Annotated in this window: 29 protein-coding genes; 6 read left to right on the forward strand and 23 right to left on the reverse strand. The window is 45.9% G+C overall.

Features of this window, described 5'->3' with window-relative positions:
• Positions 1-6: 6 nt before the first annotated feature.
• The 17 genes from D2910_RS04160 to D2910_RS04240 form a co-directional block, all read right to left on the reverse strand.
• Positions 7-732 (reverse strand): DUF881 domain-containing protein, encoded by a 726-nt coding sequence (locus tag D2910_RS04160; protein ID WP_117312478.1) that lies wholly within the window; start codon positions 730-732, stop codon positions 7-9.
• On the reverse strand, positions 710-1495 hold the full coding sequence (locus tag D2910_RS04165) for a cell division protein FtsQ/DivIB (RefSeq protein WP_084244992.1): 786 nt from the start codon (positions 1493-1495) through the stop codon (positions 710-712). The genes D2910_RS04160 and D2910_RS04165 overlap by 23 nt, the downstream gene beginning before the upstream one ends.
• 268 nt (positions 1496-1763) lie before the next feature.
• Positions 1764-3122 (reverse strand): UDP-N-acetylmuramoyl-L-alanine--D-glutamate ligase, encoded by a 1359-nt coding sequence (gene murD, locus D2910_RS04170; protein WP_117312479.1) that lies wholly within the window; start codon positions 3120-3122, stop codon positions 1764-1766.
• A complete protein-coding gene (gene mraY, locus D2910_RS04175) occupies positions 3123-4091 on the reverse strand; it encodes a phospho-N-acetylmuramoyl-pentapeptide-transferase (RefSeq protein WP_084244988.1) in 969 nt (322 codons plus the stop codon). It abuts the gene before it with no gap.
• A gap of 24 nt (positions 4092-4115) precedes the next feature.
• Positions 4116-6356 carry a penicillin-binding transpeptidase domain-containing protein gene (locus D2910_RS04180; RefSeq protein WP_117312480.1) on the reverse strand — a complete coding sequence of 747 codons (2241 nt, stop codon included), beginning with the start codon at positions 6354-6356 and terminating at the stop codon, positions 4116-4118.
• Positions 6353-6712, reverse strand: coding sequence for a cell division protein FtsL (ftsL, locus tag D2910_RS04185; protein WP_084244983.1), 360 nt, complete (start codon positions 6710-6712; stop codon positions 6353-6355). Before ftsL ends, D2910_RS04180 begins: the two co-directional genes overlap by 4 nt.
• 12 nt (positions 6713-6724) lie before the next feature.
• Positions 6725-7663, reverse strand: a complete 939-nt coding sequence (gene rsmH / locus D2910_RS04190) for a 16S rRNA (cytosine(1402)-N(4))-methyltransferase RsmH (RefSeq protein ID WP_117312481.1) — start codon at positions 7661-7663, stop codon at positions 6725-6727.
• A gap of 21 nt (positions 7664-7684) precedes the next feature.
• Entirely contained in the window at positions 7685-8116 is a 432-nt protein-coding gene (gene mraZ, locus D2910_RS04195; protein ID WP_084244979.1) for a division/cell wall cluster transcriptional repressor MraZ, read from the reverse strand.
• A gap of 148 nt (positions 8117-8264) precedes the next feature.
• Positions 8265-9884 carry a bacillithiol biosynthesis cysteine-adding enzyme BshC gene (gene bshC, locus D2910_RS04200; protein WP_117312482.1) on the reverse strand — a complete coding sequence of 540 codons (1620 nt, stop codon included), beginning with the start codon at positions 9882-9884 and terminating at the stop codon, positions 8265-8267.
• Between the two features lie 103 nt (positions 9885-9987).
• Positions 9988-10365 carry a DUF3397 family protein gene (locus D2910_RS04205; protein ID WP_117312483.1) on the reverse strand — a complete coding sequence of 126 codons (378 nt, stop codon included), beginning with the start codon at positions 10363-10365 and terminating at the stop codon, positions 9988-9990.
• On the reverse strand, positions 10365-11225 hold the full coding sequence (locus D2910_RS04210; RefSeq protein WP_117312484.1) for a 2-dehydropantoate 2-reductase: 861 nt from the start codon (positions 11223-11225) through the stop codon (positions 10365-10367). The genes D2910_RS04205 and D2910_RS04210 overlap by 1 nt, the downstream gene beginning before the upstream one ends.
• Positions 11226-11305: 80 nt before the next feature.
• Positions 11306-12856, reverse strand: a complete 1551-nt coding sequence (locus tag D2910_RS04215; protein ID WP_117312485.1) for an acyl-CoA carboxylase subunit beta — start codon at positions 12854-12856, stop codon at positions 11306-11308.
• Between the two features lie 31 nt (positions 12857-12887).
• Positions 12888-13103: an acyl-CoA carboxylase biotin carboxyl carrier protein subunit gene (locus tag D2910_RS04220; protein WP_084244969.1), complete on the reverse strand. Its 216-nt coding sequence runs from the start codon at positions 13101-13103 to the stop codon at positions 12888-12890.
• The gene (locus tag D2910_RS04225) at positions 13100-14449 is read right to left on the reverse strand and encodes an acetyl-CoA carboxylase biotin carboxylase subunit (protein WP_117312486.1); all 1350 of its coding nucleotides are present in this window, start codon (positions 14447-14449) and stop codon (positions 13100-13102) included. The genes D2910_RS04220 and D2910_RS04225 overlap by 4 nt, the downstream gene beginning before the upstream one ends.
• Before the next feature lie 194 nt (positions 14450-14643).
• Complete coding sequence (locus tag D2910_RS04230) at positions 14644-15396, reverse strand: enoyl-CoA hydratase/isomerase family protein (protein WP_101801982.1); 753 nt, start codon at positions 15394-15396, stop codon at positions 14644-14646.
• Between the two features lie 558 nt (positions 15397-15954).
• On the reverse strand, positions 15955-16131 hold the full coding sequence (gene rpmF / locus D2910_RS04235) for a 50S ribosomal protein L32 (protein ID WP_033541041.1): 177 nt from the start codon (positions 16129-16131) through the stop codon (positions 15955-15957).
• 24 nt (positions 16132-16155) lie between these two features.
• The gene (locus D2910_RS04240; RefSeq protein ID WP_084244963.1) at positions 16156-16689 is read right to left on the reverse strand and encodes a YceD family protein; all 534 of its coding nucleotides are present in this window, start codon (positions 16687-16689) and stop codon (positions 16156-16158) included.
• 127 nt (positions 16690-16816) lie between these two features.
• Between D2910_RS04240 and D2910_RS04245 the strand changes: the two genes are divergently transcribed.
• Positions 16817-18019: a nucleotidyltransferase gene (locus D2910_RS04245; protein WP_117312487.1), complete on the forward strand. Its 1203-nt coding sequence runs from the start codon at positions 16817-16819 to the stop codon at positions 18017-18019.
• Here D2910_RS04245 and D2910_RS04250 read toward each other — a convergent pair.
• The 3 genes from D2910_RS04250 to rsmD are packed head-to-tail and all read right to left on the reverse strand — an operon-like array spanning position 18007 to position 20134.
• Positions 18007-19032, reverse strand: coding sequence for a SepM family pheromone-processing serine protease (locus D2910_RS04250; RefSeq protein WP_117312488.1), 1026 nt, complete (start codon positions 19030-19032; stop codon positions 18007-18009). The genes D2910_RS04245 and D2910_RS04250 overlap by 13 nt on opposite strands.
• A 54-nt stretch (positions 19033-19086) precedes the next feature.
• Positions 19087-19566, reverse strand: a complete 480-nt coding sequence (gene coaD, locus D2910_RS04255; protein ID WP_084244957.1) for a pantetheine-phosphate adenylyltransferase — start codon at positions 19564-19566, stop codon at positions 19087-19089.
• Positions 19559-20134: a 16S rRNA (guanine(966)-N(2))-methyltransferase RsmD gene (rsmD, locus tag D2910_RS04260; protein ID WP_117312489.1), complete on the reverse strand. Its 576-nt coding sequence runs from the start codon at positions 20132-20134 to the stop codon at positions 19559-19561. Before rsmD ends, coaD begins: the two co-directional genes overlap by 8 nt.
• A gap of 84 nt (positions 20135-20218) precedes the next feature.
• Here rsmD and D2910_RS04265 point away from each other — a divergent pair, with 84 nt between their 5' ends.
• Positions 20219-20599: a DUF7147 family protein gene (locus D2910_RS04265; protein WP_117312490.1), complete on the forward strand. Its 381-nt coding sequence runs from the start codon at positions 20219-20221 to the stop codon at positions 20597-20599.
• Here the strand turns inward: D2910_RS04265 and D2910_RS04270 are convergent, their stop codons facing one another.
• On the reverse strand, positions 20600-20872 hold the full coding sequence (locus D2910_RS04270; protein WP_084244951.1) for a YlbG family protein: 273 nt from the start codon (positions 20870-20872) through the stop codon (positions 20600-20602).
• A gap of 162 nt (positions 20873-21034) precedes the next feature.
• Here D2910_RS04270 and D2910_RS04275 point away from each other — a divergent pair, with 162 nt between their 5' ends.
• Complete coding sequence (locus tag D2910_RS04275; protein WP_117312491.1) at positions 21035-21940, forward strand: glycerophosphodiester phosphodiesterase family protein; 906 nt, start codon at positions 21035-21037, stop codon at positions 21938-21940.
• Between the two features lie 62 nt (positions 21941-22002).
• Here D2910_RS04275 and D2910_RS04280 read toward each other — a convergent pair whose 3' ends face one another.
• Positions 22003-22449 (reverse strand): YlbF/YmcA family competence regulator, encoded by a 447-nt coding sequence (locus D2910_RS04280; protein WP_084244947.1) that lies wholly within the window; start codon positions 22447-22449, stop codon positions 22003-22005.
• 74 nt (positions 22450-22523) lie between these two features.
• Between D2910_RS04280 and D2910_RS04285 the strand changes: the two genes are divergently transcribed.
• Complete coding sequence (locus D2910_RS04285) at positions 22524-23006, forward strand: PaaI family thioesterase (protein WP_117312492.1); 483 nt, start codon at positions 22524-22526, stop codon at positions 23004-23006.
• Between the two features lie 6 nt (positions 23007-23012).
• Here D2910_RS04285 and D2910_RS04290 read toward each other — a convergent pair whose 3' ends face one another.
• Positions 23013-24077: a CAP domain-containing protein gene (locus D2910_RS04290; protein ID WP_084244943.1), complete on the reverse strand. Its 1065-nt coding sequence runs from the start codon at positions 24075-24077 to the stop codon at positions 23013-23015.
• A 142-nt stretch (positions 24078-24219) separates the two neighbouring features.
• On the opposite strand from D2910_RS04290, the gene D2910_RS04295 reads away from it, so the two are divergent.
• Both D2910_RS04295 and ytvI read left to right on the forward strand, forming a co-directional pair.
• The gene (locus tag D2910_RS04295) at positions 24220-24585 is read left to right on the forward strand and encodes a YugN family protein (protein ID WP_084244941.1); all 366 of its coding nucleotides are present in this window, start codon (positions 24220-24222) and stop codon (positions 24583-24585) included.
• 145 nt (positions 24586-24730) lie between these two features.
• A complete protein-coding gene (gene ytvI / locus D2910_RS04300; RefSeq protein ID WP_084244939.1) occupies positions 24731-25789 on the forward strand; it encodes a sporulation integral membrane protein YtvI in 1059 nt (352 codons plus the stop codon).
• Positions 25790-25996: the final 207 nt, after the last annotated feature.

Here is a 25996-nt window from a genome sequence, read left to right on the forward strand (position 1 = left end):
CCTCAATCATGATTCCGACAAAAGGGCAGGCATTGTTATATCCAAGCCCTCGTCCATTGTGACGACGATATTATCGTTGACCAGCTGATCGAGGACTCCACCCGGCAGCTCCATGGAAGCTGCGAGCACTTCGGGATTGCCGATTGCTTCAATCGTAAATGGCGCTGGGTATTTCACTCCATCGACTTCAATGACCGGTCCCGTGCAAACGATCGTAGAATTCGAATGAATCCGCTGGCCGTTTACCGCGACCGCTTCCGCCCCGGAAATATACATCTCGTGGATCACGTGAAACACATGGCTCTCATGGACAATATAATCATTCGGATTTACAGTTTGCGCCCCGTATTCTCCGTCTTCCAGGATAATTTTCAGCCCTTCTCCTTCGACCGGCATCAAACCGACGTAGCGCCGCAGTTTTTCTGCTTCCGCAGCAATTTCACTGTAGTTTTCCTGGCCGGATGAAAATTCACTTTCAAACTCCTGCAATACATCCTGCTTCGATTGCATTTCTTCCCGCAGCGTCTTATTGCGCTCCTGCTGTTCGATCAATTCTTCACGGAACTTTACTTCCTTTTCGAATTGTGAATTTGCAGCAAAGTTATCACCGCCATCGTTGGACTGTGAAAGACTGTAGGAATAGGAGAGGATGAAACCGAGAACCAAAAACACAAGAGAGAAAATGATGGATTTGCTGACGTTCTCCCGCTTACGGCTGTTCGGTTTCTTCATCTTCCACGACCTCCTTCGGCGGGCCATAGACGTCATCATAGGAGCGGAATGTTATGCCGACTTCCATATCAAAAACGCCTTTTTGGCCATCTTCCAGCTGGGCAGTCAGTGAAGGGTAATAATCAAGTTTTTCCGCAAGACTGTTCAATTTTGCACGGATTTCATTGCCGTCAGTCATGTATAAAGTGATATTGGCTGATGCTGTTTCGCCTTCAGTCAAGATAAGCTGTGACAGCATATTCGAAACTTCAGGATCAAGCTGCTCCAATTGCGATGAAAGTTCGAGCCGTGTTTCTTCGGTTTCAAAATTAGTGAAGATGGGGCCATCCACTTTATCCACAGGCAATTCAACCGCGTAGCCATTGGCCAATAATTTCTGATAGCCTGCTTCTTTTTCCAGATAACCGATGGCTGGATATTCTTCTACTGTAATCTCTACACCCGTCAGCCATTTTTTGTCTGCCGAGGCATTTTTGACCCAGTCAAGCTCTGAAATATCTCCCGCCACTTCTTCAGTATTGAAAGACCACATCGAATCGCCGACATCCAGCTTGCTCGCTGTGATGTATTCCGTTTCCTCATACAAGTCCTCTCCGTTTACTGTAATGGATTGGATTTTACTGTATTTTGTCTGGCTGTAAACCAAGACCATCAATATAATCAGAAAAATGAACAGCAATGCCAGGAATTTGCGATTGGTTCTTTTTCGCCGACGCTCGCGAAGCGTGGGGATGCGTTCTTCTATATCAATCACTTTATCCATAATTGCTGCTCCTTTCTTTATGATCTGGATATCTTATGCCTTTCAGAGCTGAGCGGCCGCTTTCGCTTTTCTCGGTGTCCAGACTTAGCGGCCAACTCCTCGAGTCGTAAGCCACTTTGGCTGTGCGGCTGAAAACATGCCGCTTCTCCAAATCGCAAAAAACCTTACTGCTCCTGCATCGCTGCGCTAGCTTCGTCGCAAAGAGATGTCCCAAATTATATTTGGTCCATCTCTTGCTTGTCGGAGCTGAGCGGCCGCTTTCGCTATTCTATGCTTCCGTGACTTTTCTTACCGCTTCGATGAAAGCATCTCCACGGATTTCAAAATTTTCGTATTGGTCCCAGCTTGCGCAAGCCGGCGATAAAAGAATCGTGTCGCCGTTTTCAGAATGGCTTACAGCTTTTTCTACTGCGCTGAGCATGTCTGAGACCTTTTCAACTCGTTGCACACCGCAATCGGCTGCGAATTCCCCGAACCGGTCGGAAGTTTCACCGAATGTTACAAGGGCCTTCACTCTATTCATATATGGCCTTAATTCTTCCAGCGAATGATTGCGTTCAAGACCGCCAGCTAATAACACGATATTGCCGGGGAAAGCTTCCAATGCGCTTTTCGTTGCCAGCGCATTAGTGGCCTTTGAATCGTTGTAGAATTTCCGGCCTTTCCAGTTAACGACGAATTGCGAACGGTGCTTGACTCCTGTAAATGACGACAGTACACGGATAATGGTTTCTTCCGTTCCTCCCCATAGAAGTGCAGCTGCAGCTGCCGCTAAAATATTTTCAAGGTTATGCTGTCCGCCGAGCATAATTTCGGAACGGTCAATCAGCTTTTTCCCTTGCCAATAGACGTATTGGTCATCTGCACTGATGCTTTCTTCCGTCTTCCCTTTCAACGTAAAAGGGATGAGCTGAGCTTTGCATTTTTGGGCGTAAGCCGCCAAGTGAGGCTGATCGGCATTATAAATGAAATAATCTTCGGATGTCTGATTTTGTGTCAATTTCATTTTTGATGCTTCGTAATCCTCTTTTGTACCGTGGTAATCAAGATGCGCTTCATAAAGATTCGTGATGATGGCGATGCGCGGACGGAACGATTCCGTTCCTTTCAATTGGAAAGAAGATAATTCGGTGACAATCACATTATCCGCTTCCGCATGTTCCGCAACGCCGCTGGCCACTGTCCCGATATTCCCCGCTATCAAAGGTTTCTTCTCATCCTGATTCAGCATATGGAAGAGCAGTGTCGTAGTAGTCGTTTTGCCGTTCGATCCCGTAATCCCGATAAATGGAGCTTCACTGATCTTATATGCAATCTCTATTTCAGTCCAAACTGGAATCCCTTTTTCTTCCGCAGCGCGAATCATTGGATTGGTATATGAAATACCCGGATTTTTAACGAGAAGTTCGAATCCTTCATCCAGTAAATCTTCCGGATGGCGGCCACAAATGACTGTTACACCCAGATTCAATAACTCTTGCGCTTCGGGATTTTCTTCAAATGGCTTGGCATCATTCACTGTTACAAAGGCGCCGAGTTTATGCAAAAGCCGGGCAGCTGTAAAACCGCTTTTCGCCAGTCCGAGAACCAATACCTTTTTTTGATGAACCTGTTCTAACTCTTTCATTTACATGACCTCCAAAACAACGGCAATAATCGCGGCAATCAAGCCAACGAGCCAAAACACCGTAACGACTTTCCATTCAGACCAGCCGCTCAATTCGAAATGGTGATGAATCGGACTCATTTTGAATATGCGTTTTTTTCTTAATTTGAAGCTGCCGACCTGCAGTATGACTGAAGCCGTTTCAATTACAAACACAAGACCGATCAGCAATAGCAGCAATTCCTGTTTCAGGAGAATCGATACCATTGCCAGTGCACCGCCCAGGGCAAGGGATCCTGTATCACCCATAAATACTTTTGCAGGGTATTTATTGAAGATAAGGAAGCCGATTAATGCTCCGGCTGTGATGAAGGTGAATAGAGCAATCGCGTTTTCGTCCTGTCTGATAGCCAAGACTCCAAAAGCGGCAAAGGCGATTGAAGCTGTTCCAGCCACCAAACCATCCAAGCCATCTGTCAGGTTGACGGCATTCGAGAAACCGACCAGCCAGAAGATGATGAACAATACATACAATCCTGACAGCTCAATGGAAATGTCAGTAAATGGAATAACTAATCCTGTATCGAATTCTATCATGCCCAATAACAGGAATGAAACAACAGCTATGACAATCTGAGCGATAAGCTTTTGCAAAGATGTCAAACCAAGATTGCGCTTCAGCACAACTTTGATAAAGTCATCGAGAAACCCGATGAGTCCATAACCGAACAGCACCAATAAAAGAATCATCAGTTCCACTGTCAATAAATCTGTGAAAAAGGCTACCCCAAATGCCGTCAAAATGATGGCTATGAGAAATACAAGTCCCCCCATGGTCGGCGTCCCTGTTTTTTTCATATGCGATTCCGGGCCTTCTTCGCGGATGCTCTGCCCGAATTTCATCCGTTGAAGCAACGGGATGAAAACAGGCATCAATCCGGCAGTTAACAATAAAGCAATTCCAAATCCGAGTAATAAGTAAACGTCCATTAGTTTTCTCCTTTAAACATCTTCCTATTCAGATGTATCTTCTGTAATTATTTCTTCAGTATTTTCTTCTTCAGGGATGCCCTCAGGCCCATCAGTCATTTGGACTTTATAGGAATCTTCAGGAGTCTGAAGACGGACCACTACAGGTTCACCTTCGGCAATTTTCACTCCTGCCGACAAGCTCTGATTCACTGCATAACCCTGTCCCACAATTTCCAATGATAATCCGCTGAGAGCCTGAAAAGCAAGCAATTCCCGTTTAGACCAGCCTTTGAAGTCCGGTAAAACAGTCTCTCCTTCAGTTTGCAGGATGACCGTCCCGCCGGCCAGCAGCATTTCCCCTTTTTCAGGGTACTGGGCACTGACTTCTCCAGCACTTCCAGTGGTGGCTACTTTAATGTTTCGTGAACCCAATTCCGCCGCAACTTCATCAGATGTTTTACCGGCATAATCGCCGATTTCGACAACAGGCGTTTCTTCAATATCTTCCGGTTCGATGTTTAAATACTTCAAACCGTTCTCCATCACTGAAGTGAAAATATCTGCAACAGGTTTTGAGCCATGTTCAGTCACATCCATATTCGGTTGTTGTACCCCGACATACATGACCAGTTCAGGATCTTCAGCAGGCGCCATGCCCACAAACGAGAAAAGATAATTATCTTTTCCGGTCATATATCGGCCATCATCGCCTGGTATCTGAGCAGTACCGGTTTTACCTGCAACTGTGTAATCCTGCAGAGCAAAACGTTTACCGGAACCTTCTTCAGCAGTTACAGTCGAAGCCATTACATCACGGACAATCTTGGCCGTTTCAGCTGAAATCGGCTGTCCTGCCTCTTCAGGCTTACCTTTTAATGTAACTTCGCCAGTGTCCCGATTTTTTATTTCGTCTATAATATATGGTTTCATCATTACGCCATCGTTGGCAAAAGCTGTAGTTGCCTGAATCATTTGGATAGGTGTAACAGTGGATCCCTGACCGAATGTCAAAGTCAGTTTATTGATTTCCCGTTCATCAAGGATTTTTCCTGCCGCTTCTCCCGGGAGATCGATGCCCGTCTTTTTGCCGAAACCGAAAGCGTCGATGTAATTCATGAACGTATCAGGTCCGATGCGTTCGAGCAGATAAGCCATAGATACGTTCGAAGAGCGCTGGAAACCTTCCAGATAACTGATGGTGCCCCAGCCTTTTCTTCCGTTATGATCTCCTATGATCGTGTTGCCGAATTGGTAGGATCCCGACTGGTAAGTGGCATTCGGATTCCATTTCCCTTCTTCAACCGCTGCAGCCAATGTGAACATCTTCATCGGTGAACCCGGTTCGATGGTCAGTTGGATACTTTCGTTAAGCCAGTTCTCGGATAGGCCTTCGCGTGTATTCGGATTGAATGAAGGGCGTTGTGACATCGCCAGTATTTCACCCGTTTTAGGATTCGCGATCAAAGCGATCATCCTTTTTGGATCATACTCTTCCTGAACTGAAGACATGGCATCTTCCAAAAAGTTCTCCAATGTCTTATCCAGTGTCAGCTTGATATCGGCTCCATCAACTGCCGGCGTGACAGCCGATTCACTGTTTGGTAGCAAAAAGCCCCATTTGTCAGTGTCAAACTCCACTTTGCCGTTTTCACCGGTTAAGATGTCATCGTAAATCAGTTCAAGCCCCATTTTCCCTTTTGTCACCATATCCCCATTTTCCAGTTCTTCTTTCATTGCAAAACCGATTAAATGGGAAGCGAAAACCCCGTTCGGATATAATCGTTTAAGATTTTGGATAAACAGGACGCCCGGCAGCTCCTCTTCTTTCATCTCGAGCATTTGGGTATGGCTGATTTCGCGTCCGGCTGAACCGAATTCAACCTGGTAACGCCCGGCATCCTGCCCTTGTTTCAATGTCTCATAAATCTTCTCTCTTGGTGTCCCTATATATTTCGACAGGATATCAGCAGTCAGATTGATATCTGTCACATGACGCGGATCACTCGCCTTTTGAGTAGCCTTTTCATCTACTACAGCAACTAGTTTATAAGAAAGCGTGTCTTCTGCAATAATTTCTCCGCTGCGGTCGAGTATTTTGCCCCGCTCCGCCGTAAGCACTTCTTCCTGGCTATATTTGGCTGCCGCTTTAGCCGCCAACTCCTGACCTTCGACCTGACCAGTCGCCTGAATAGTGACAATTCTTGCCAATAAAAGGAAAAAGAGCCCTGCGAAAACTAAAAACAGCAGAAAGGCTCCCCATTGAAATCGAAACTTCTTCTTCATTGCCCAGGCACTACCTTTACATTTTGCTCATCCAATTTTAGACCAAGCTCTTTCGCTTTTGCCCAAATGCGCTCATATGTAGAAAGTTCACTTACTTGCACTGTCAAGTCCGTATTTTGTTTCTGAATTTCACTAATATCATTTTCAATTGTTTGAATTTCATGGGTGGTCGCCTGGATAGTGGCTTGATTTTGTAGAACCAGCAATGCGCACATAACGAATACTGCCAGGAAAGTCAGATACAATACTTTTTCACCTTTTGTGATAAGGCCTTTTTTTCTGACCGGCTGGTGACTCGGAATGTGAGGAACGGCCGGCTGTTGGATATAGGTCTCTTTTCTTGCATTCAACGCCATAAAAACACGTCCTTATTCTCTGATTTTTTCTGCGATTCTTAATTTTGCTGAGCGTGATCGGTTGTTATGCGCCAATTCCTCTTCTGATGCAAGGATTGGTTTTCTGGTGATCAGCTTCAGTACAGGTTCCTGGCCTGATGGAATTACCGGAAAATTCGGCGGCAGTTCAGGAAGTGAGGATGCTTCCTTGAAAATCGTCTTGCATAATCGATCTTCCAGTGAATGGAATGTGATGACACTGATACGGCCTTTCGGCGCCAATAAAGTGATGGCATCCTGCAAAGATGTTTCAGCTGCGCCAAGTTCATCATTCACGGCAATCCGTATTGCCTGAAATACACGTTTCGCCGGATGTCCGCCAGTTCTTCTGGCAAATGCCGGAATACCGTCTTTTATGCATTCCACCAATTGGCCGGTGGTGTCGATCGGCGCCTTGTTTCTGGCAGCTTCGATTTTCCGGGCGATTTGTTTGGAGAACTTCTCTTCCCCGTAGCGGTAGAAAATACGCACCAGATCTTCAAAAGCCCATTCATTCACCACGTCATATGCAGTAAGTGAGGCACTTTGATCCATCCGCATATCAAGCGGCGCATCGTTGTGGTAGCTGAATCCGCGTTCCGGCGTATCCAATTGTGGAGATGAAACACCGAGGTCATAAAGGATGCCATCGACTTTTTCGATCCCCCGCTCTTCAAGTTCTGATTTTATGTCCTTGAAATTCGCGTGTATAAAAGTGATTCTATGTACATAATCTTTCAGCTTTTCTTTTGCATGTTCGATTGCCGTCACGTCCTGGTCAAAACAGAACAGATGGCCTTCGTCAGAAAGCTGTTGGACCAAATACTCACTGTGTCCCGCACCTCCAAGGGTGCAATCCACATATATGCCGTCAGGACGAATGTTCAGTCCATCGACAGTCTCATGGAGTAAAACCGTGGTGTGGTTGAACAATCCATTCCCTCCGTTTCTGATTTAAAAGTCGAAATCCACCAGGTTTTCTGCGATGTCGTTAAACGAGTCTTCAGATTCTGCGAAATATTCTTCCCAAGAGTCTTTTGCCCAAATTTCGAAACGATTGGAGACACCCAGAATGATGCATTCCTTTTCCAATTTTGCGTAAGATACCAAAGTTGATGGGATGTTGACGCGCCCCTGTTTATCGAGTTCCACTTCTGTGGCTCCCGAGAAAAAGAATCGGGTAAATGCACGTGCGTCTTTTTTCGTGACAGGAAGTTCTTTCAGTTTCTCTTCAATCTTCTGCCATTCATCCATTGTGTAACCGAATAAGCATTGATCCAGGCCTCTGGTGATGACAAAATTCTCACCAAGGAGTTCACGAAATTTAGCGGGTACGATTAATCGTCCCTTTGAATCAACGCTATGTTGATATTCGCCCATGAACATGCCCTTCACCCCACTTATTGTAATTAATGTACCACAATCCCCCACTTCCCACCACTTGTTTTTGAAATATTTCATGAATGTTACAGATTAATATCTCATTTAAACTTCTTGAAACGAAAAAAAGCCTGCCATGGCAGACTTTTAAGCATTAAAAATAGATTATCTTGTGATTTTTGTCATATTTCAAATCAAGCGCCAAAAGTTGATTGACGAGGTCCATTCCGTACTCGTTCATATAGGAAACAGGATTATAAATTCTTTCCTGCAATGAGCCATTCGGCAATAATTCATTTTCCAGAAAATCATAATGGCCAAACTGAACACTATTTTGCAGAATCACTTCATCTTCCAGTTTATGTTTAAGGAAGTCGAGTTGCTTCAAATGGAACTGAAGGTTTTTTTCAACGAGTGGAGCCAATCCTCGGCTGACTTCCGTCATCCTTTGTTGGATTGAATCATAATCCATCTGGATCTTGGCTTCCAAATCCTCAATCAGTTTCTCCGCTTCTTTTTCCCTTACAGCATCTAGCAGATCAGCTTTTAATTGCTTTGTTTTCTGTTTGACAGCCACGTCTTCAAAATTCGAACCATATTTCTCAAGCAAGAGCTGCACTTTGCGGTTGACCAATGTCATTCCCAGACGCGGCATGATGACCGGCATTTCCATCCCAAGAATTTCAAAAGCCTTTTTAAATAAGCTCCAATAAGCGATTTCCCCAGGACCTCCGACAAAAGCGAGTACAGGAAAAACCATTTCCTGCATCAACGGCCGCGTCACCACATTGTTGCTGAGCATTTCAGGGGACTGCTCCGCTATATTCAGCAAATCATCTACGCTGAAGCGAACTTTTCCGTCATTGCCGGTAAACGTTTCGCCTTCCCGTTTAAGGAGAATACGCTCCCCTTTGACAGTAATGAAAAGATGCGCCGCATCTTCTTCGGCAGAAAGTGGGGGATTGTATCCCTGCGCCACAAGTTCTTGTTCTGCTGTATAGACTTCTTTTGCAATGGCAGGAGAAAGTTCGATCAGGCGTTTAAAGAATTCCGACTCGAACTTCCTCATTTCCGGATAGGCTGCATCGATCATGAGAAGCCCTTCCTCATTAAAGAAGTGATTCAGCAGAGAGGAGAAGAATTCAGTGTACGTTTCTGTCGTTTCCAGGAAGCCGAAAATCATTTGCTGCAGCTCTTTGGAATAAGCAGTTTCAGGCAGGCTTCTGAAATATTCGTTCAGGAAGTCTGTGATTCTTGCTTTATTTAAAATAGCCGTAGAAGCCGTTTTCTTCCCATACTCAACATGCGGGAAATTCAATTTCTCAACCCGACCATTGATCTCCCTGTAAAGATGGCTGATTTCTGCCAGATCATGGTCTTCTCCCGCTATCCAAAAAACAGGCACGACTTTCGTATTCAATTCCTCTTTTGCCTGCTTCGCCAATACGATAGCCGAAATGGCTTTGTGGATGGTATAAAGAGGGCCTGTCAGAATGCCTGCCTGCTGGCCGGTCACTACTACAGAAGCCCCGTCCTCAAAATCCTGCAGATGCTCTTCCGCTTTGCCCGAAATTCCATAAGGCTCCATATAACTCCGTATAACAGCACTCAAGCGCTGCCGATCCACGTTATGCTTTTGCAGTTTTTGCAGTCTGCTGCCAAAAGAACTCATATCCGGGTTATAAGAAAAATAACGGCGCAGGTTTTCATCGCCATTTATGTAATCACTCATAAGTTTGCTTGAAGGTGGTACGAATTGCTCTGCTAATTTCATCTTGCGAATCCCCTTTTCCATTACATAACACCTACTATATCAGACCATGCACCACTTTTAAAAAAATCAGCTTATGCAACATAAAAAGACATCGACAGCTGCATCAGATGAAACTGATGAGCGTCAATGCCAAACCTGTCAACCATATAAGAATGTAACTCATCGACAGCAGAAGAAAATAAAGGCGCCAGGTTTTCCTGGCATACTTCAGCACTTCAATTTCCTTCGACTTTTTCCATTCAATTATAAGTAAAATAATTGCGATAATGATTGCTGTCACAGAAACAGCGAAAGATATATTAACATCCCATAATGCTTTCATTGAAACGGGGACTGATATGAACAGCAAAAATGTCGTCACATCAGCTGATAAACCGATCGCTCGCCGTTTCAGCTTTTTACGGGTGAGGAGGATCAGCAATATAAATGCAAGAAAAGGGGCAAAAATGAAAATTGCGCCTATATTATGTATCAAGTTCATCACTCTTTTTCAGCCGCCTTCAATAAATGATAGAATGTCTGCAAAATAGGCAATGTATATGGCGACCGCCTGATTGTATACAACAGGATGGTATCCAGTTCCAATGGTCGTCCGGCCAGTTTGTCGGCAAGCATTGATGAAGTGTTTTCCGCTGTCGAAGCGCATAACGCGGTAACCTGTTCGAAAGGCAGGAGCGTTTCAATCTCCGGAAACGCAGCATACAATTCCGTGTAGATATTCTTCAGCAGTTCATAGGCGTGGGGATTGCTCAAGAGTTCCCCGTTTTTAATAGAAAGGAGCGCAGTCAGCGGATTGATCATTGTATTCAGCAGCACTTTGCGAAAAAGCATCTTATCCGCGTCAGGATGCCACTCTGCCTTAACTCCGTTGATATTGAGTAAAGGATGGAATCGTTTTTCATCCCCACTGAGTAAAGCGAATTTAAACAGGCCTTTACCAGTGTGCTTCACTCTTGTTTCATCCACTTTTAATGCACCGTGCTCTACGATGCCGGCAGCTATGTTCTTTTGCGGCAAGTTTGGAATCGAATCGAGATGCATCATGCCGTTTTGCATGAAGACGACCGGATTATCCAGGCAATTGCTTTTGAGTTTCTTGATGACTTCAGATAAATGGCCGTATTTTACCGCTACCAATATGAAAGCATTGGCAGGTATGCGGTCCCATTCCGTAAAGGCATCGATAAACTGGATTTTCCCATCAAGATCAATCCCTTTTGCGTTGATCTGTTTTGCCTGCTCCGGTCTCCGGGTGATCAATTGGACACCGCAACCAGCTTCTTTCAACAGCGAAGCCGTCAGCATCCCCACTGCTCCTGCCCCAATAACAGCAAAATTCATGATATCCCTCCCACTCGCGCGATCTGTTCTTTTTAAAAAGAAGCCTGCCTATAAGGCAGACTTCACTTTCTTACATTTCATTATACAGGAGTGATTGCGTGTTTTCGATAAGGCATCGGTAAATCTTTTGTTTCATAGATTGACAGCCTTTGCGATAACACACCGCGAAGATCGGACGGCGCTACGATTTCATCGACGATAAGTTCGGAAGCCAAACGATAGATATCGATTTCTTCTTTGTATTCCTGATGTTTTTCTTGGACATACTTCAAGCGTTCTTTCGGATCTTCGATCGCTTCGATTTTATTCGAGTAGACCGCGTTGACCGCAGCTTCTGGTCCCATAACAGCTATTTGAGCTGTAGGCAAAGCGATGCAGACATCCGGCTCGAATGCCGGGCCAGCCATTGCATAAAGTCCTGCCCCATATGCCTTGCGGACGATAACGGAAATTTTCGGCACAGTAGCTGAACTCATCGCAGCGATGAATTTCGCGCCGTGGCGGATGATTCCCGCACGTTCCACTTTCGTTCCGATCATGAAGCCAGGTACGTCGGCAAGGAATAAAAGAGGGATCGAGAAAGCGTCACACAGGTTGATGAATTTTGCTCCTTTATCCGCTGAATCACCGAATAATACGCCGCCTTTCACTTTCGGCTGGTTGGCGAGAATACCGACAACCTGTCCGTCAATGCGGGCAAGGCCTGTAATCAATTCCGGTGCAAAAAGTTTTTTGATATCGAAGAATGAACCTTCATCAATCAATTGATCGATCAATTCATACATATCAAATGGCGCATTCTGATTTTCCGGAATAATCGCTTCCAGCGTGCGTCCCGCTTTTGCCGCTTTCGCTTCGATCTTTTCAGGTTTGATGGCGAAATTCGCCGGGAAATTCGTCAAATAACGGCGGGCTTCAGAAATCGCTTCTTCTTCAGAAGAAACCAGGACATCGCCAACTCCGCTGACTGTACAATGCATGCGTGCTCCGCCCATCTCTTCGAGCGTCACTTTTTCTCCGATGACTTTTTCAGCCATGCGTGGAGAACCGAGATACATCGAAGCGTTTCCTTCGACCATGATGACGATGTCACAGAAGGCCGGTATGTAGGCTCCGCCTGCAGCCGAAGGTCCGAACAATAAGCAGACCTGCGGCACCATGCCGGACATTCTTACTTGGTTATGGAAAATTTTACCTGCTCCCCTGCGGTTTGGGAACATATCCAATTGGTCAGTGATGCGGGCACCAGCAGAGTCGACCAGATACAGCATCGGAACCTGCATTTTTTCAGCTGTTTCCTGGATGCGGATGATTTTCTCTACTGTGCGGGAACCCCATGAACCCGCTTTTACCGTCGAGTCGTTAGCCATGACGCAGACCGTCTGGCCATTGACTTTACCGATTGCTGTTACGACGCCATCAGCCGGTAGGCCATCAGCTTCCACATTTGCAAAGCGTCCATCCTCAGCGTAGTTTTCATCATCGAAAAGCAATTTTAAGCGGTCACGCACGAAAAGTTTATTGCTTTCTTTCATTTTTTCATGGTATTTCGGTGCGCCGCCGGCAAATATTTTTGCCAGCTTTTCTTCAAGTCGTTCATTATACCCCGTTGTTTCAGTAGTTTTAGTCATAATGCCTGCCCCCTTTGCTAGTCGATCGCGATTATTCCCCTAAAGTCACCAAAGTGTCGCCTTCGTTGACGAATCCGCCAACTTCAACATTCACTTTCTCAACGCTTCCTGCAAATTCAGCTTCAACCGGAATTTCCATTTTCATGGATTCGATTGTCAGGATTGCCTGCCCCGCTGTTACTGCATCGCCTTCTCCTACTAATACATTCAATACGGTACCTGCCATTGTCGCTTTCAATTCTTTCATACTGTTTTTTCCTCCTTCGATTTTTCCATCCATTGCGGCAATACTGCTGTCGCGTATTCCCCTGAGATGAATTCCTGTGATTCGATGAATTCCTTAAATAACGGAATGTTCGTTTTTACCCCATCAATTGTAGCATGATTGAAAAATTTCTGTGATTTTGATAATGCGTCCATCCGGTCCGTCCCAGTAATGATCACTTTTGAAATCATCGGGTCGTAAAACGGAGTGACGGCGTTTCCTTGCTCATAGCCGGTTTCGATGCGGGCACCTTCACCCCATTCGATTCTTTCCAGCTTGCCGGGTGACGGGAAGAACGTTTTTGGATCTTCCGCGTAGATCCGGTATTCGATTGCATGACCTTTTGTCGTTATCTCATCCTGCGCCGGCAGCTTGCCGCCTCTTGCCACATCAATCTGCCATTCAACAAGATCAAGCCCTGTCACTTCTTCAGTAACCGGATGCTCCACCTGCAAACGGGTATTCATTTCAAGGAAATAAAACTCATTTGATTGATCGACGATGAATTCCACCGTACCCGCGTTACTGTAACCTACCGCTTCACCCGCGCGGATTGCGGCATCACACAAGCGTTCACGCACATCCTGCGGAAGATGAGGTGATGGTGACTCTTCAATCACTTTCTGGTTGCGGCGCTGCACGGAACAATTGCGCTCAAATAAATGAACGATATTGCCATGGGAATCTCCGAATATCTGGACTTCGATATGGCGGGCATCCGCGATGAATTTCTCCAGATACACGACATCGTTGCCAAAATAGGCTTTAGCGCGGTTCTTGACGGAATCGAATTGCTGACTGAGCGCTTGCTCACTTTCACAGCGCACCATTCCGATACCGCCTCCGCCTCCGCTGGCTTTCAACATCAGCGGATAACCGATTTTACCGGCTTCTGTAATCGCTTCCTCAAGTGAAGCCACGCCTTCTTCCGTGCCCGGTACAACAGGCACTCCAGCTTTAATCATCGCACGGCGGGATTCGATTTTATCCCCCATCATGTCAATGATGCTGCTGTCCGGTCCAATGAAGATCAATCCGGCCTCCTGCACCTTGCGCGCAAATCCGGCGTTTTCGGACAATAACCCATAACCTGGATGAATGGCATCCGCATTATGTTCTTTAGCCGTTTCAATAATTTTTTCTGCTTGTAAATATGACTGCACAACCGGATTCGGACCGATCAGCACAGCTTCCGTTGCTTCACTAACATAAGGCAGATCCCCATCTGCCTCAGAATGGATAGCAATCGTTTCGATACCGAGGCGTTCGCATGTACGAATAATGCGTCGTGCAATTTCTCCCCGGTTCGCAATCAGGATTTTTTTCATATTTGAAATACCCCCTATGTTTTCTCCCTTCTATAGCATATATGATGTTTGTAAGCGATTTCAACTATTGGCTGAAAAAATTTCTGAATATACGGGCATCTGATATCCTTTTACAGCGGTGATGGAGCGATTTTGCACTGTTAAAATTAAACAAATAAAACCTGCCACTCAATGAGCAACAGGTTTGCTGGTCGTTACTTTCTGGATTTTCCAAGGAATCTCGCGACGGCTTCATGATGGGCTGTGTTAGCCCATAATTGTGCACATCGCCGAATTTCAGCTTCCACACGTTCCTTCAGGTTTGTAGCGAGCCAGTTTCTGACTGCCATTTCCTTATATGCGCGGTGCACTTCTGGAAGGACATTGCGAAATGAGGAGATGAATTCTTCGATATCTCCATCTTCGCGGATAATGGCGGTTGCCCAGCCGTTTTCGAGCAGTTCTTCCGCCGTGTAAAGGCGGGCTTCACTGAGCATCTTCAAAGCATGGTCATGCTGAAGCGCTTCAAACAGGTAGGTTCCCCCTCCCCAGCCGCTGGTGATGGCCAAAGTGCCTTGGATGAAGCCGGCTTTCACATGGCTGCGGACGAGCCGGTAGTCACAGGCGGTCGCTATTTCACAGCCGCCTCCGACTGCTGTTCCGTTGACGAGGGCCGCAACAGGCACTGGCAATGTTTTAATTTTGTAAAGCACGTCTCCCATCCGTTTAAGCATGGGATAGGCTTGTTCTTCCGTCTCCAAAGCATGGAATACGGACAGATCGCCTCCAGAGCAGAATGCTTTTTCACCGGCAGCCGTAATGATGACCAGGCGCGGCAGCTCTGTTGAGGCGCGTTCAATCAGTTCCTCCAAACCTTCCATCACTTCCGCGTTGACCGCATTGCGGATTTCAGGCCGGTCGATTGTAAATGTCATAATCCCATCGGTTGTTTCGATTTTATAGGCCATTCCAATTCACCTCGTGAGTGTGGGTATGTATTTATAAACGCTTTATTTTGAAACTATATATACCGCTTCGGCGCTTAGGACAAAGCTCCCGCAATAAGCCGAGAAGACCACTCGTCTTATTGCTCCGCTCAGTCCATAGGCGCGCCGGCGCTGAGAAAAATCTCTAAAGATATGGAGCAAAGCAGCGAAGACTCCCAGGCGACCAAGCGAAGTGCTGAGATCCACTCGGGCGAAGTGTAACGAGCACGAGTTAGCTCAGCGCAAGCAGCCAAGTGCGGCCAAAGTATTTCGGCCAGCGCTTTGCGACGAAGCTAGCGAAGCGATGCAGGAGCACCGTTTTTAATTGGTTCAGCCCGAGCAACCACAAATTAAATTTACGTGCTCCTGCAGTGCTCCGCACTTCGTCGCAAAGGTATTAGCCGTTGAAGACACGGCTAATACCTTCGCAGCTGTTTTGCGGAATATCTGTTTTATAGTTATTCATATCATTTTATGTACAGAGAAAAAGGCTATCGAGAGCCATGGCCTCTCAATAGCCTTTTAGCAGCAAATACTGTTTTATTTGCTTGCTACAACTTCTTTCCCTTTGTATGATCCACATGCTTTGCAGACGTGGTGAGCCAATTTCGATTCGCCACAGCTTGGGCAAGTTACCATGCCCGGCACGGACAATTTGAAATGCGTACGGCGTTTTCTTTTAACGGTTTTGGACGTTCTTCTGAACGGTACAGCCATTGGTGACACCTCCTTACAGTGATTCTATTCATCTGACTGATCGAAATACTTTGCTAAATCAGCAAGTCTTGGATCCGGTTTTGGTTGTGCTTCTTCTTTCTCCGCCTGAACTTCTTCGTCTGTCGAATATGACCATTCTTCGCCGCCTTTGATAACGGCTTGATCGGCGTCTTCCTTAAAGACCTGCATCGGAATTTCAAGAAGGATAAGTTCTTCGAGGACCGGCTGGAAATCTATCGTTTCCGTTGTGACCGCGTGAACATTATCATCTGTATCACCCAGGCCATGTTCCGACCAGGTGAAAATTTCAACCGATTCAATATCTACAGGAAATTCGACATCTTCCCAAGTTCGTGCGCAAGGCAGGATTAGCATGCCTTTGAGCTGAAGCTGGCACGTGAGTTGTTGCGAACCAATTGTGCAATGTCCTGTGACGTGGATGGGTGAAATATCACGAATATCGCTATTGCGTTTTTTCACTTCTTCGAGATTAACCATCTGGTCGATCTTCATCCCGTCTTTGCGATGCTTTTGAAGCTGTTGAATCGCTATTTTCATAAGTAATCACCTCAAGACAACAAAGTTGATTATATAATGAGCAGAAAAAGATGTCAAGAAAAAATCTTGTCACACTATTCCAGGCATCGTTATACTTAGACTTAAGTTTACCAAAGGAGTTGGACGAATGAAAGCTGCAGGCATCATTGTTGAATATAACCCATTCCATAACGGCCATCTGCATCATGCCAGAAGTGCCAGAGAGAGTTCAGGAGCCGATATCCTGATCGCAGTCATGAGCGGCCAGTTTCTGCAGCGCGGCGAACCAGCCTTCGCCGATAAATGGAAACGGACAGAGATGGCACTTGCGAATGGCGTCGATTTGGTCATTGAACTGCCATATGTTTATGCGACTGCACAAGCATCGGATTTCGCAAGAGGTGCCATCACCTTGCTCGATGCCATCGGCTGTGGAGCATTTTGCTTCGGCAGCGAACAAGGTGCCATCGAACCTTTCCTTAAATCCCGTCAATTGCTGAACCGGAAAAACCAGGAGTATCAGCAAAAGATTCATGAAGCCGTCCAGTCAGGCATCAGCTATCCGAAAGCGATGAATGAAGCTTATCAGGCTGTGACCGACGGACAGGAAGGCTTTGCCGACCTGACGAAACCGAATAATATTCTGGGCTATCATTACATGGAAGCTGCTGAACGGATCTCTTCTTCAATACAGCCGTTGACCATCCAGCGGATCGGCGCAAATTACCATGATCCAATCCAGGAAGGATTATCCATCGCCAGTGCGACAGGAATCCGGAAAGCCTTTTTTGAAGGCGGCTCGCTTGAAGAGCTTTCCGCTTACCTGCCTGCTTATTCAATCGAATCACTTCAAAGCTTCGCAAATGAATACGGCCGTTTCGGCAGCTGGGAAACTTTTTATCCGATGCTCCGATTTACTATCCTTAGAGAAAAGCCTGAAAATCTCCGCCGATATGCTGAGGTGACTGAAGGCATTGAGAATCTCATTTATGAAGCCGCCAGTAAAGAACAGGATTTTGAAGGATTTATTGGCAGGATCAAGTCGAAACGATTCACCCGGACCCGGATCCAGCGGATGCTGACGCATATTTTCACGGGCTTTACGTGGGAGATGCTGAAATCCTTCAGGCAGCCGTCCTATTTGCGCTTATTGGGAATGACGCAAAACGGCCGCCAGTATCTCAACGCACAAAAAAAGAATATCAAGCTGCCCGTCATCAGCCGCGCCGCCGACTTGGCGGACAACAGCATGGGCAAACTCGATATTCATGCCAGCAGCCTATATCAGCTTGGCCTTGGAAGCAGTCATCTGAAAAAAGAATTTACAACACCGCCGATTTATTTCGGTTGAAGCTGTTCTAAATAGTCGAGCGCATCCTGCAGCGTTTTAACCGGCACGATTTCCATATCCGTGCCGATTTTTTCTGCAGTTTCCACTGCCACGTCATAATTGCTTTCGTTGTCAGCGGACACTTCGTCATCCGGCGCAAAGAATATTTCCATATCATCGCGGTCAGCCGCCATCACTTTTTGATCAATTCCACCGATGCGCCCAACTTCGCCTTCACTTTCCATCGTACCAGTGCCAGCTACGTCATAGCCTTTGGTGATATCTTCTTCCAGCAGCTGGTTGATGATTTCCAAAGTGAACATCAAACCTGCGGAAGGCCCCCCGATTTCTTCGGAATCGATCGACACTTCGGGATCTGTGGTAATCGTTTTATCTTCCACAAAGGAAATTCCGAGGCCGGCCCGCTCATCATCAGTCGGAAGAGGTTCCAATGTAACCGTCTCAACCAGTTCCCGCTCATTTCGTTCTATTACAAGTTCCACAGCATCCCCGACCTGCTTTTCAGCCAGGTAATCGATGAAGTCCTGCTGATTATCAAATTCATTGCCGTCTATGGACAGCACCCGGTCGCCGGCCTTCAGAATGTCATCCGCCGCTCCGCCTTCCAGAACATTCAGGACAAACACTCCTGCTGTTTCCACTTCAAACGGCATATCGGCGGTTTCAAACGCCGCTTTTAAGGCATTGACCTGTGAATCCGACATCAATTTCAATTGGCGTACATTATACTCTTCTTCCGTTTCGTGCGGACTGCGGACCTGTTCAGGCTGCAGCACCTTATAGCCGTCCTGGAACATGGCATACACATAAAGCGCCGGAGTAGCATTCAGCATCGATACGGTCATCAGACTGAAGCTTCCTTCGTCGTCCTCATCGCCATTTTGGACTTCTACAAGCGGCGACAGTTCGTACGCGCTGCCCGGACGTGTTATATAACTGTCCATGCGGTAAAAGGAAATAAAGACAACCACCGCCATTAATATCAGATAAAGGATCATACGTTTATTTTTCATGAGATTACCCTCTCTATTCAAAAAAGAATAACAAAAAAGCCACGGAATCGTGACTTAATCGAATTTTTTCTTCAAGGCTTTTTCAACAGCTTCCGGAACCAGACCGGAAATATTGCCGTTATATTTCGCCACTTCTTTAACGATGCTCGAACTGAGGAACGAATATTGATTATTTGAAACCATAAATAATGTTTCTATGTCTTCATTCAGGAAACGGTTCATCGAAGTGATCTGCATTTCGTATTCGAAATCCGATACTGCCCGCAGTCCCCTGATGATCGCATTCGCTTTGACTTCCACCGCGTAATCAATCAGCAATCCGCCAAACGAATCCACTGTTGCATTTGGAATCGCACTGGTCACTTCCGCAATTAGCGCAATGCGCTCTTCCACATTGAACAGTGGATTTTTTGAAGAATTATTCATGACAACCACTTTCACTTCATCAAAAATCTTTGAAGCTCTCTTGATGATATCCAAATGCCCCATCGTAATTGGATCAAAACTACCCGGTACTACGGCAACCTTACTCAATAATTTCTCCCTCTTCCCCTGTATAGCGATAAATTGAAATGGCGATACCGCCGTAATTTTCATTTTTAAACCGTTCGAAATATTTGGTGCGATCAGCCAGCTGGACCCCTTTTTCGTGCTCGCAGACTACTATCGTGTCCGTTGTGAGGATCCCATTTTCAGCTGCATAATCCATCAAGTCATACGCCTCCGTGATATGGTACGGTGGATCCAGGAACAGCAGCCTGGCCTTGAAATCATTTTTCTTCAGGATTTTGATCGCCCGCTTCGCGTCGTTGCGGTAAACTTCCGCTTGTCCGTTAAGACGGGTTTTTTCCAGATTTGCCCGGACTGTTTCGATGGCTTTGCTGTCCTTATCAATAAAAACGGTTTTATCTATCCCGCGGCTTAAGGCTTCAATGCCAAGCCCACCGCTTCCTGCAAAAAGATCAAGTGCATTGCCGCCATCGAAGAATGGGCCGATCATATTGAAAACCGACTCTTTTACTTTATCCGTCGTCGGCCTGGTGGAATTTCCCGGTACCGCCTTTAAAGGCAGCCCTTTTGCCTTGCCTGCAACTACGCGCATGTTTCTGCCTCCCAGTTTTGATGAAATTATTGATGCAATCCACCTTATAGATGGTAGAATGGGTACTGGAAAGGACGTGTTAAAATGATCCAGCGTTTTATCGAGCTTGGAGAAGGTTACGGAGATATTTACGAACTCCGTGAATTGATGATGACCAACCGCAGCCGTTTTATGCACGGTTTTGCATTCGTCTCAAAAGACATGGACGGAAAAACCGTTCTATCAGTGGCAGCTGCATTCAAACCAGCAGAACAGGGTAATTTCATGCCCATTTACATTTGCCGTGAAGGAATTCCTGAAAACTCGAAACGGCTTGAATTATTCGAGGAAGCTGTCAAAGAACTTGGCGGGTTGCCGATTTTCATGGATGTTAAGCATTCCACCGTCTATGCCGACCGCAAGTTTTACTTCAGCCATCTGATATCCGTCTTGCGCCTGAACCATTATATCCCGCCGATGCAATGATCAAAGGCCGATTTTATAATCGTATTCCTTAGCTTTATCGGGTTTCGCATTTTCGTATTCAGTCTTGATGAATGGCCGTTGGGATTCAAGCACTTGCTTGACATACGGCAACTTCAGCAGTTTCGCTTTTGTAGTTTCAATGACATCCTGATCCATATATAGAACGACATATTTCAATTTCCGTGAAATGAAATGAACATGTCCAAACTTGCGCAATGATTTTGCCTGTTTCAAATGATGCACATAGACAATCAGTCCCTGGCGATCATGCATAGCCATCCCTCTTTTCTTAGCTTCTAGAATACCATAGGAAAGAAAAAAGCCGCAACCGCCATTCAGGGAAGTTTGGGCCGATACAGCATATTAACTGACATTGCTTTTCATTATTGGATATAATGGATTTAGCGTCACTATACGAGGGGGTATTACATAGCCATGGGTAAAAAAACGAAAATAGGCATAGCTGCGGTTGCAGTCGGAGCAGCGGCCTGGGCAGGTTCAAAAGCTTTGGTTACTGCACAGCCACGCCCTAAAAAAAATGCACTGGAATATGACCGTCCGATGATTCTCGCGCATCGCGGGGGTTCCGCACTTGCGCCTGAGAATTCAATGGCCGCATTTAAAAAAGCTGCGTCGTACGGTATAGACGGTTTCGAAATCGATATACGCCTTACCAGCGATGAGGAACTGATCGTATTTCATGATGAGTTCGTCGACCGGACTACGGACGGCGCCGGCAAAGTAGCAGATCTGACACTTGAAAAACTTCGCACACTTGATCTTGGCTACCATTTCGAAGATCTTGAAGGCAATAATTCCTACCGTGGCGGAGATGAAAAAATCATCACCTTGCGCGAATTATTGGATGAATTCCCTGATATGTATATCAATATCGATATGAAGGATTCGCCGGAAACATACGAAGGCAGTCTGTTGCCTTCCAAACTTTGGCGCCTGATCGAATCTGCGGGCGTGGAAGAACGTGTTGGCGTCACCAGCTTCTTCGACGAACAAATCGACCGGTTCAATCTCTATGCCCAAAACCGGGTGGCCATCGGAGCAGGAGAAAATGAAGTGAGAAAAGCCTTCGCGGCATTCAACAGCCAATTCGGCCATCTTTATAAGCCGCGTGCGGATATGTTCCAGATTCCAATCCGTTCAAACGGATTCAATCTGGTGTCGCCTCGCTTCATCGCGTTTCTAGAAAACCTGAATGTGCCCGTCCACTACTGGACAATCGACGATCCGGAAATCATCCGTTCGCTGATTGATGCCGGTGCAAAAGGCATCATCACTGACCGTCCCGATGTGGCAGTGAAAGCATTGAAAGAAACCGAATAATATTGGCGCACACAAAAAGCCGGTGGAGAAAAAAGCAATGCTTTTTTCTCCACCGGCTTTTCTTAAGCTGAACAGGAACATCCGCCGCCCGTTCCACAGCTTCCTCCACATGAGGAATCTGATGAAAAGAAAGGGTTGCTCGAAGGGATTTTGACCGCCTCCGAAACGGAACGGCCGATAATGAAGCTCACCTGATCAATCAGATCCTGCAACTCATTTTCAGCCAGCCGCAATTCGGCGACTTTCTCATTGAGGTCCAATTTCCGTTTATCGACCCGGATGCGCTTCATGACATCCTTATAATCAGGATGATATTTCCCGAAACGCTGCACCTCTTCATATAAATCTTTTAAACGGGCAAAAGCGGTTATTTCAGCCGCCAGCTCTTTATTATCGTAAACAGCACGGTAAGCTTGTCGATATTGCTCAGCCTGCTCTGATTGTAGTATCATTCTACTTAACTCTTCAGCAGAGTCAGCAATTTGAACCCATTCGTAGGTCATGATCACAAGTATTACCTCCTCTACGGTTCAATTATATCAAACATACAAATATTTTAATACATAAAGAAAGGGTTGTCATCATGAAGGATTTAATGGCGCAATTTAAAAGAACCGTGGACAACGGCTCTCAGGAGGATATTCAAATCCTCTCGCAGTTTCTCGATAATCTGGAAAAGAAGCAGGCCGGCGGCTTTACTACCTATTTAAGCGCTGCGCTCGGCATGGAAAGAGAACGGCAGAATGACAGCTGGACTGTCAGCATCCCCAATACGCCATTCATCCATAATAATATCGACATTCCCCACGGCGGAATCCTGGCTGTTCTTCTCGACACTGCAATGGGCACTCTGGCCAACAGTAAATGCCCCGAAGGCTACGGGGCCGTGACAACGAATCTGGCCATCCATTACCTGACTGTCGCGACAGAAGAAACCATCACTGCAGAGGCTAATATCATACGCCAAGGCCGTCATACGATGGTCATCGAAGGCAATATATACGAAACCGGCGGAAAGCATATCGCCACCTCCACCGGTTCCTTTTTCATCGTTCCAAAAACTTGAATGGTTTTATTGTTTTTCAGCTTTGGTCGGTTCCTGTCGCAAGAAGCTCTGCGTGTAATATTTTCCGAATACACCGACCCCGATTTGATTGAACCGGCTCGAATATAAAGTATCCCGGTGGTCTTCCGAATTTATCCAGCCATGGACCGCTTCAGCGGCGTCATAATATTGCGAAGCGGTATTTTCAGCCGCTTCGTCATATATGATACGGGAATTTTTCAGTCTGTCTTCCAAGCCTTCCACTTCAATATCCTCCGACGAGAAATCCTGGCGGGCCACATTGCGGCTATGCCGCTCAGCCAGCATACTTACCGCTGCGTTGACAGCCAACGGTTTTTGCTGATGATGCAGGCGGTATACATTCGTCAGATCGACTACCTGTTTAGCGTTCGCTTTGTCGATGGACGCCTGCAAGGCTGAAGAAGGATTGATCGGAACCAGCAGATTTCCTACATACATCATGTCATATGGCTGATGTCGGATAAGTGTTTCGGCGTTCATGAACCTGACCGCTTCAAGCATTCCATCTTCTTGATCAATATAAAGCTGTGCATAGATATCATCGAAACTGACCAGTAATCTGGTTTCGCGGTCTTCAGCGCCCAAACTGAATGTATAGATATTCGTTCCGTATTTCACCGTCACTTCGTCTTCAATGATCGTAAACCGGTACAGATCTTCTATACTCTGCCCGATGCTGTAAGGAGCCGCATCGGTTGCTGTGCCGGCAGTATAGACCTGCACGACTTTCTGGTCTTTGACCCCTACCATTTTATAATTGGAATACGACTGATTATAAATCCACCATTCATAACCGAATGCTGAAGGTTCAATCCGTGAAGGCTGACCGTAATCATCAATCCACTCCTCCGAAGGTTTCCCGATATAAACGGATATCCCTTCATCAGGTCGTTCAACCGCCAAAGGATTTTCTATGATCTCCTGCGCAGGCAGCGGGTCCACTTTTCGAGGAGCTTCCAGAATGTCATTCTCATTTATCGACGAATCAAAGTAAAAAAATGTAATGAGGATGATTGACAGAAATATCATGATACGCAATAAATTCTTCAATCGTCTTCCACCCTCCCAAGCTATTTTCATCAATTATAACAGCCGCCTCTATACTGACACAATCTAGCCATTGCAACAAGCGCAAATTTCATCTATTATTAAAGGAGCATTGAGTCAGTTTTGAGATAGAGGAGGAGATCCTATGTATTTTGAAAATACAGGACTTGAGGACATTCTGGTAGACTTCAATTTGCTCCAGCATATTATGGGCAAACACGGTATGACTAAAGAAGGACAATGGGATTACGAGCGGGTTACGTTCGACCGTAAATTCGATGTCCGTGAAGGCCGCTATTATCTGCGCGTATTCGCTTATGCGGTAGATGGCGATATTGATGCAGGCGACGCAACCGTAAAAGTTATGAAGCCGGTAATCGGTAAATACTATTATCCATTCGGCGTTGAATATGGTGAAGATGAGCACTTCCCAGAGCATCTGCTGAAAACTTGCGCCGATATTCTGGCGACAATTAAATCCGAATTAAAAGCATTTGAAATCCAAGTGTAGAAAAGTGTTCAGGTCCATTTAATGGCCAGAGTTGACACTTGGAAAAAAACCGCAGTTCAACATTGAACTGCGGATTTTTTTAAAAAGTTTTCTTTACAAATGGGTATTGATATAATCATAATATAATGTTTTTGGGAGGTTTATCGTGGCAAAGTGGTGGAATAAAAAGATTTTGACAATAATACTTATTATTTCGTTATTAATATTAATTTCAATATACATAATTCCAATTGCCATACCGTTAATATTGGCTCTGCTGACGGCTATTTTTCTTGAGCCATTCGTCGTCTTTTTACAGAAGCGTTTAAAATGGCAGCGGAAATCAGCTGTAATCACTGCATTCATCGTGTTTCTGCTGCTCGTCTCATCCTTTCTCTATTGGACAGTGACGTACCTGATCGGCAGACTGATCATGGTTTCCCAAAATATGCCGGTATACATCAATAGCCTCTCCTCCATATGGGAGGAAATGCAGGATTTCTTCCTGCGTTCTTCTGAAGAATTGCCAGTTGAAGTCGTCAATTCATTCGAAACAGAACTGGCACTTTTTCTGGAAGGCATCAGGGATTGGCTATTAACCATCGTCAATTATGATACTGTCACTAACCTCCTGACAGGCATCCCTTCTTTCCTGGTAAGCTTTATCGTTTTCCTTATCGCTTTGTTCCTTTTCATGTTGGACCTGGACGATTTGAAACGCATTCTTTTCAGCAGATTGAAAGACACTACAGCAGAGAAAGTCCGCTTCATGGCTGCCCGGTTGAACAATGTCATCTTCGGCTTCCTGAAAGCCCAATTTCTCGTCAGCGTCATCATCTTCCTTGTATCGCTGGTGGCATTGCTGTTCATTGCTCCTGAAGTTGCCATTGTCATGTCCCTTATAATTTGGGTCATCGATTTCATTCCGATCCTTGGTTCAATCATCGTCCTGACACCTTGGTTCATCTATGAGTTCATCACTGGCGACGTCGTACAAGGCACGCAATTGGCTGTTCTGGCGCTTGTCCTGCTGATCATCCGCAGAACCGTCGAACCGAAAGTCATGGGTTCCCATATCGGCTTGTCACCGCTTGCGACGTTAATCGCGATGTTCATCGGATTGCAGCTGATCGGTTTCCTTGGATTCTTTATCGGCCCACTGATCGTCATCCTTTTCACATCAGCACGTGAAGCCGGGATCATCAAAATCGACTTTAAAATATAACAAATAAAACATTCCACACTAAAAGGAGAACCCCTGGAGGTTCTCCTTTTCTAGACCACTTCTATAGAAAGCCATACTGAGATATGGAGCAAACCAGCGAGACTCCCAGGGGATTAGAAACGGAGCTGGCTTTCCAACTCCGTTTCGCGCGAAATGCTGAGATCCACTCGGGCGAAGGGTACCGAGCACGAGTTAGCTCAGTACAAG

It is taken from the genome of Planomicrobium okeanokoites, assembly GCF_003428875.1.
Classification (GTDB): Bacteria; Bacillota; Bacilli; order Bacillales_A; family Planococcaceae; genus Planococcus; species Planococcus okeanokoites.

Coding starts and splice junctions, on each gene's coding strand:
- D2910_RS04160 (WP_117312478.1), bottom strand. CDS start 732: ATGAAGAAACCGAACAGCCGTAAGCGGGAGAACGTCAGCAAATCCATC.
- D2910_RS04165 (WP_084244992.1), bottom strand. CDS start 1,495: ATGGATAAAGTGATTGATATAGAAGAACGCATCCCCACGCTTCGCGAG.
- murD (WP_117312479.1), bottom strand. CDS start 3,122: ATGAAAGAGTTAGAACAGGTTCATCAAAAAAAGGTATTGGTTCTCGGA.
- mraY (WP_084244988.1), bottom strand. CDS start 4,091: ATGGACGTTTACTTATTACTCGGATTTGGAATTGCTTTATTGTTAACT.
- D2910_RS04180 (WP_117312480.1), bottom strand. CDS start 6,356: ATGAAGAAGAAGTTTCGATTTCAATGGGGAGCCTTTCTGCTGTTTTTA.
- ftsL (WP_084244983.1), bottom strand. CDS start 6,712: ATGGCGTTGAATGCAAGAAAAGAGACCTATATCCAACAGCCGGCCGTT.
- mraZ (WP_084244979.1), bottom strand. CDS start 8,116: ATGTTCATGGGCGAATATCAACATAGCGTTGATTCAAAGGGACGATTA.
- bshC (WP_117312482.1), bottom strand. CDS start 9,884: ATGAAATTAGCAGAGCAATTCGTACCACCTTCAAGCAAACTTATGAGT.
- D2910_RS04205 (WP_117312483.1), bottom strand. CDS start 10,365: ATGAACTTGATACATAATATAGGCGCAATTTTCATTTTTGCCCCTTTT.
- D2910_RS04210 (WP_117312484.1), bottom strand. CDS start 11,225: ATGAATTTTGCTGTTATTGGGGCAGGAGCAGTGGGGATGCTGACGGCT.
- D2910_RS04215 (WP_117312485.1), bottom strand. CDS start 12,856: ATGACTAAAACTACTGAAACAACGGGGTATAATGAACGACTTGAAGAA.
- D2910_RS04220 (WP_084244969.1), bottom strand. CDS start 13,103: ATGAAAGAATTGAAAGCGACAATGGCAGGTACCGTATTGAATGTATTA.
- D2910_RS04225 (WP_117312486.1), bottom strand. CDS start 14,449: ATGAAAAAAATCCTGATTGCGAACCGGGGAGAAATTGCACGACGCATT.
- D2910_RS04230 (WP_101801982.1), bottom strand. CDS start 15,396: ATGGCCTATAAAATCGAAACAACCGATGGGATTATGACATTTACAATC.
- rpmF (WP_033541041.1), bottom strand. CDS start 16,131: ATGGCTGTACCGTTCAGAAGAACGTCCAAAACCGTTAAAAGAAAACGC.
- D2910_RS04240 (WP_084244963.1), bottom strand. CDS start 16,689: ATGAAAATAGCGATTCAACAGCTTCAAAAGCATCGCAAAGACGGGATG.
- D2910_RS04245 (WP_117312487.1), top strand. CDS start 16,817: ATGAAAGCTGCAGGCATCATTGTTGAATATAACCCATTCCATAACGGC.
- D2910_RS04250 (WP_117312488.1), bottom strand. CDS start 19,032: ATGAAAAATAAACGTATGATCCTTTATCTGATATTAATGGCGGTGGTT.
- rsmD (WP_117312489.1), bottom strand. CDS start 20,134: ATGCGCGTAGTTGCAGGCAAGGCAAAAGGGCTGCCTTTAAAGGCGGTA.
- D2910_RS04265 (WP_117312490.1), top strand. CDS start 20,219: ATGATCCAGCGTTTTATCGAGCTTGGAGAAGGTTACGGAGATATTTAC.
- D2910_RS04270 (WP_084244951.1), bottom strand. CDS start 20,872: ATGCATGATCGCCAGGGACTGATTGTCTATGTGCATCATTTGAAACAG.
- D2910_RS04275 (WP_117312491.1), top strand. CDS start 21,035: ATGGGTAAAAAAACGAAAATAGGCATAGCTGCGGTTGCAGTCGGAGCA.
- D2910_RS04285 (WP_117312492.1), top strand. CDS start 22,524: ATGAAGGATTTAATGGCGCAATTTAAAAGAACCGTGGACAACGGCTCT.
- D2910_RS04295 (WP_084244941.1), top strand. CDS start 24,220: ATGTATTTTGAAAATACAGGACTTGAGGACATTCTGGTAGACTTCAAT.